We start from the raw sequence: 4555 nt of genomic DNA, 5'->3' as shown, positions 1-4555 counted from the left end.
CCTGCCGGCCGCCACCGCGCGCAGCGGGCCGGTCTTCGCGCCGCCACCGGTCCCGCCGTCCAGGCCGAGGAACGCGATCGCGTACGCCAGCATCCCGGCCTGCGGCAGCGTGTGGCCCGTGCCCGAGATGCTGATGCCCTCGACGGTGGCCCGGGTGCCCGTGTCGCCGTACCTGGTGCGCGTCCAGCTCGACTGCGGGCTGTCGGTGGAGGCCGGCGTCTGGCTCAGCCCGCGGAGGTTGGTCCACTGCTTGATCTCCTCGCCGAAGTTGGGGTAGGCGAGGGTGGTGTCCGTGGTGCCGTGCCAGAACTGCATCCGCGGGTAGGTCCCGGTGTAACCGGGGTACCACGACCGGACCAGGTTGCCCCAGTCCTGCGCCGACCTGCTGACGTTGCCGCCGGAGCACTGGCTGTTCCACAGCGAGCCGTCGCTGGTCGCGAAGCACCCGGCCGGGACACCGGAGTACGCCGAACCGGCCGAGAAGACGTCGGGGTACTGGGCGGCCAGCACGTTGGTCATCATCGCGCCGGAGGAGAACCCGCTGACCACGATGCGCGCCGGGTCCACGTTGTAGCGCTGCCGCGCCCAGGAGACCATCGACATGATGCCGGTCGAGTCGCTGCCGCCGTAGCGGGTCAGCCCCGCCTTCGTCGACACGTCGAAGCAGTGCCCCTCGCGGGTGGCCTCGGGGACGACGATGACGTACCCGTAGCGGTCGGCGGCGGTCACGAAGTCGTGGCCGTTGCCGTTGAAGATCGCGCCGGCCGACCCGCCGCAGTAGTGGACGAGGACCAGCAGCGCGGGCTGCGGCGCGACGTTGTCGGGGGCGTAGACGTACATGTTGAGGTTGGTGGGGTTCGTGCCGAAGCTGGTGACCCTGGTCAGCGCGGCGGCCGAAGCCGGGCCGGCCGTCACCAGCGTCGTGCCGACCACCAGCGGCAGGAGCAGCGCCAGGGCCGCCAGGGCGCGCGAGATCCGTCTCATCGATGACTCCTTGGTGCGCGGGGAACCGGCCTGGCGTGCGCGTTCATCGGGCGGTCCCGGGACACAGGTCGCGGGTCACCGACCCTTCCGGCAACCTAGCCACGGGTCGAGCGGCGGGCAATGTCAGATTTCTGCCACGCTCGCCGCCCGACGGTTCCGGCGACCCGGCGGGGCGGTGCGGACGGGTCCACCTCCGGCGTGCGGATCGGGTCGTGCCCGGACCGCTGCGGCACCGGCAGCGCGGACGACGTCAGGCGCTGGTCAGGGCGTCGCGGACCGGTCCGGACCCACCGGTTCGCGCGGACCGCGTCAACCGGTTCGACGGCGTGCGCACGACGGCCTCGTCAGACCTGTTGCTTACCCGGCACGACGCCGCTATGTTGACCCAGCCTGATCTGTCGAACCGGTTCGAGTGCCGCCTTTGGGAGGGGCCGACGCGATGAAGCGTTCACCGTTCACCCGCCGCATCACCACGGTGGTGGTCGCGGTGCTGGCCGCGGCCGGCTGCTCCGCCCAGCAATCCGGCGGCACCACCGGCACCTACTCCCTGTGGGACCCGTACCCGCAGTTCGACCAGGGCTCCGAGTGGGTCAAGATGATCGAGAAGTGCGGCGCCGAGGCCGGGGTCGAGATCGAGCGCCAGGCGTACGACACGACCGACCTGACGAACAAGGTGCTGCTGGCGGCCCAGCAGGGGACCGCGCCGAACGTGCTGGTGGTGGACAACCCCGTGGTGTCCACGATGGTCGAGGCGGGCGTGGTGAAGTCCAACCAGGACACCGGCCTGGACGCGTCGCAGGCCTCGCCCAACCTGGTGGCCGCGGGGCAGGTCGACGGGCAGACCTACGGCGTGCCGATCGGCGCGAACACCCTCGCGCTGTACTACAACAAGGCGGTGCTGTCGGCCGCCGGCGTCGACCCGGCCTCGATCACCGACTGGGCCTCCCTGGACGCGGCGCTGGCCAAGGTCGTCGCCTCGGGCAAGAAGGGCATCACCTTCTCCGCCATCGGCACGGAGGAGGGCAGCTTCCAGTTCCTGCCCTGGTTCTGGGGAGCGGGCGCAAAGCTGACCGAGCTGTCCTCGCCCGAGGCCGCGGCGGCGGTCGACCTGTGGAAGTCGTGGTTGGACAAGGGCTACGCGCCGAACTCCGTCATCAACAACACGCAGACCACCAGCTGGCAGGAGTTCGCCGCAGGCGAGTTCGCGTTCACCGAGAACGGCACGTGGCAGTTGCAGAACGCGAAGAAGGCCGGCTTCGAGTACGGCGTGCTGGCCATCCCGGCCCGCACGGGCGGCGTCGCCCCCGCGCCGACCGGCGGCGAGTTCGTCACCGTGCCCGCGCAGCGCGAGCCGGACAGCGAGAAGACGGCGGCGAAGATCGCCAACTGCCTGGTCGGGTCGGACAACCTGCTCGCCACCGACACGGCGCTGACCTACGTCTCGGCCGTGTCGTCGGTGCAGCAGCGGCAGGTCGCCGCGCAGCCCGACCTCCAGGTGTGGGTGGACGCCGTGCAGGCCGCCAAGGGCCGGACCGGTGACGGCCTCGGCACGAAGTACCCCCGGATCTCCCAGCCGCTGTGGACGGCGGTCCAGGCGGTGCTCACCGGGTCGAAGTCGTCGCAGGACGCGCTCGCGGCAGCCCAAGCCGCCGCGTCCTCGAGCAAGTAGTGGCGCTGCGGAGGCAGCTGGTCGCCTGGGCGTTCCTGCTGCCGCTGCTCGCCTACCTGCTGCTCTGCTACGCCTACCCGCTCCTGACGAACATCGACCTGAGCATCCGCCACTACACCGTCCGGACGTTCGTCCACGGCGGCGCGGAGCTGGTGGGCCTGGACAACTACGCCACCGTGTTCGCGGACCCGAACTTCGGGAACGCCCTGGTCAACACGGTCGTGTTCACCGTGGCGTCGCTGGTGTTCCAGTACGCGCTCGGGCTGGCGCTGGCCGTGTTCTTCGCCCGGGACTTCACCCTCTCGGCGACCCTGCGCGCGCTGTTCCTGGTGCCGTGGCTGCTGCCGCTGATCGTCTCCGCGTCCACGTGGGCGTGGATGCTCAACAGCGAGGCCGGTGTCGTCAACGCCGTGCTGGGGTTCTTCGGCGCCGCACCCGTGGACTGGCTGACCTCGCCGGACCGGTCGCTGCTGTCGGTGACGATCGCGAACATCTGGATCGGCGTCCCGTTCAACCTCGTCCTGCTCTACAGCGGTCTGAAGAACATCCCGGGCGAGGTCTACGAGGCGTCCGCGCTGGACGGCGCGAGCGCGTGGCAGACGTTCCGGCACATCACGTTCCCCGTCCTGCGCCCGGTGTCCGCGGTGACGCTGCTGCTGGGGCTGGTCTACACGCTGAAGGTGTTCGACATCATCTGGATCATGACCCGCGGCGGGCCGAGCGGCTCGTCCGCGACGCTGGCCACCTGGTCCTACGAGCTCGGCTTCGGCTCCATGCTGCCCCGGTTCGGGCCCAGCGCGGCCGTGGGCAACGTGCTGATCCTGCTCGCCGTGGTCGGCGGCCTGCTCTACGCCCGGTACCAGCGGCACCAGGAGCCGGCGTGATCCGGCGGCCACCCTGGCGCACCGCCCTGGGCGTGCTGTTCACCGCGGTGATGCTGTTCCCCGTCTACTGGATGGTCAACGTCTCGCTGACCCCGCCGGAGCGGATGCGCCGGTCGCCACCGGACCTGTTCCCGGTCAAGCCCACGTTCGACGGCTACGCCCGGGTGCTGGGCGAGCAGCTGCCGTACTTCGGGACCAGCCTGCTGGTCGCGTCCGGCACCGTCGTGCTGACGCTGACCCTCGCCGCGCCCGCCGCGTACGCCCTGGCGAAGCTGCGCCCGCGCGGTCGACGGCCGCTGGAGTTCGCGCTGCTGGTCGCGCAGATGATCCCGGGCATCATCATGGCGCTGGGGTTCTACGGCATCTACGTCGCCCTCGGGATCACCAACACCGTGTGGGGCCTGATCTTCGCCGACTCCACGGTTTCCGTCCCGTTCGCGGTGCTGATCCTCACCGCGTTCATGTCCTCGGTGCCCGACGAGCTGGTGCAGGCGGCGCGGATCGACGGGGCGGGGCCGCTGCGCGCGTTCTGGTCGATCGTGCTGCCCGCTTCGCGCAACGGGGTCGTCACCGCGGCGCTGTTCGCCTTCCTGTGGGCGTGGTCGGACTTCGTGTTCGCCGCGACCCTGGACAGCGGGGGCGCGCTCAAGCCGCTGACCCTCGGGATCTACCGCTACATCGGCAACAACAACCAGGAGTGGAACGCGATCATGGCGACCGCCGTGGTCGCCTCCGTGCCCACCGCCGTCCTGCTCGTGCTGGCCCAGCGGTTCGTCGCGGCCGGCATCACCGCGGGTGCGGTCAAGGACTGATCGAAGGGACGTCCGTGGACGACTTCTCCGTGCGGGAAATCCCGTTCAGCCACCGCGGCTCGTGGTTCGGCATCTCCCCGGTCGTGGCGCAGGCCACCTACGCCGACGACCTGCACCTCGTGTCGCACCGGCACGGGATGCACGCGGTGCTGCGCCTGGTCCCGGTGCTCGACGGCGCCCGCGTCCCCGCCGAGGTGACCGCGCGC

4 protein-coding genes and 1 pseudogene are annotated in these 4555 nt (G+C 70.8%); 4 read left to right on the top strand and 1 reads right to left on the bottom strand.

Annotation, left to right across the window (positions count from 1 at the left end; all coding sequences use genetic code 11):
• A partial coding sequence (locus AB0G02_RS29165; RefSeq protein ID WP_360800048.1) for a PHB depolymerase family esterase occupies nucleotides 1-984 on the bottom strand: 984 nt, incomplete at its 3' end.
• Between the two features lie 439 nt (nucleotides 985-1423).
• Here AB0G02_RS29165 and AB0G02_RS29160 point away from each other — a divergent pair.
• The 4 genes and pseudogenes from AB0G02_RS29160 to AB0G02_RS29145 form a co-directional block, all read left to right on the top strand.
• Nucleotides 1424-2653 (top strand): extracellular solute-binding protein, encoded by a 1230-nt coding sequence (locus tag AB0G02_RS29160; RefSeq protein ID WP_360800045.1) that lies wholly within the window; start codon nucleotides 1424-1426, stop codon nucleotides 2651-2653.
• Entirely contained in the window at nucleotides 2653-3537 is an 885-nt protein-coding gene (locus AB0G02_RS29155; RefSeq protein WP_360800042.1) for a sugar ABC transporter permease, read from the top strand. Before AB0G02_RS29160 ends, AB0G02_RS29155 begins: the two co-directional genes overlap by 1 nt.
• Nucleotides 3534-4349: a carbohydrate ABC transporter permease gene (locus tag AB0G02_RS29150; RefSeq protein WP_360800040.1), complete on the top strand. Its 816-nt coding sequence runs from the start codon at nucleotides 3534-3536 to the stop codon at nucleotides 4347-4349. The genes AB0G02_RS29155 and AB0G02_RS29150 overlap by 4 nt, the downstream gene beginning before the upstream one ends.
• Before the next feature lie 14 nt (nucleotides 4350-4363).
• A pseudogene (locus AB0G02_RS29145) lies at nucleotides 4364-4555 on the top strand (glycogen debranching protein); the annotation flags it as partial.

It is taken from the genome of Actinosynnema sp. NPDC023658, assembly GCF_040639995.1.
GTDB lineage: Bacteria > Actinomycetota > Actinomycetes > Mycobacteriales > Pseudonocardiaceae > Actinosynnema.
The sequence above is the reverse complement of the archived record's forward strand: the minus strand, read 5'-3'. Positions and strand labels throughout refer to the sequence as shown.

Bases quoted from the DNA above. Each gene is read 5' to 3' on its own strand.
- AB0G02_RS29160 (WP_360800045.1), top strand. From the start codon at position 1,424: ATGAAGCGTTCACCGTTCACCCGCCGCATCACCACGGTGGTGGTCGCG.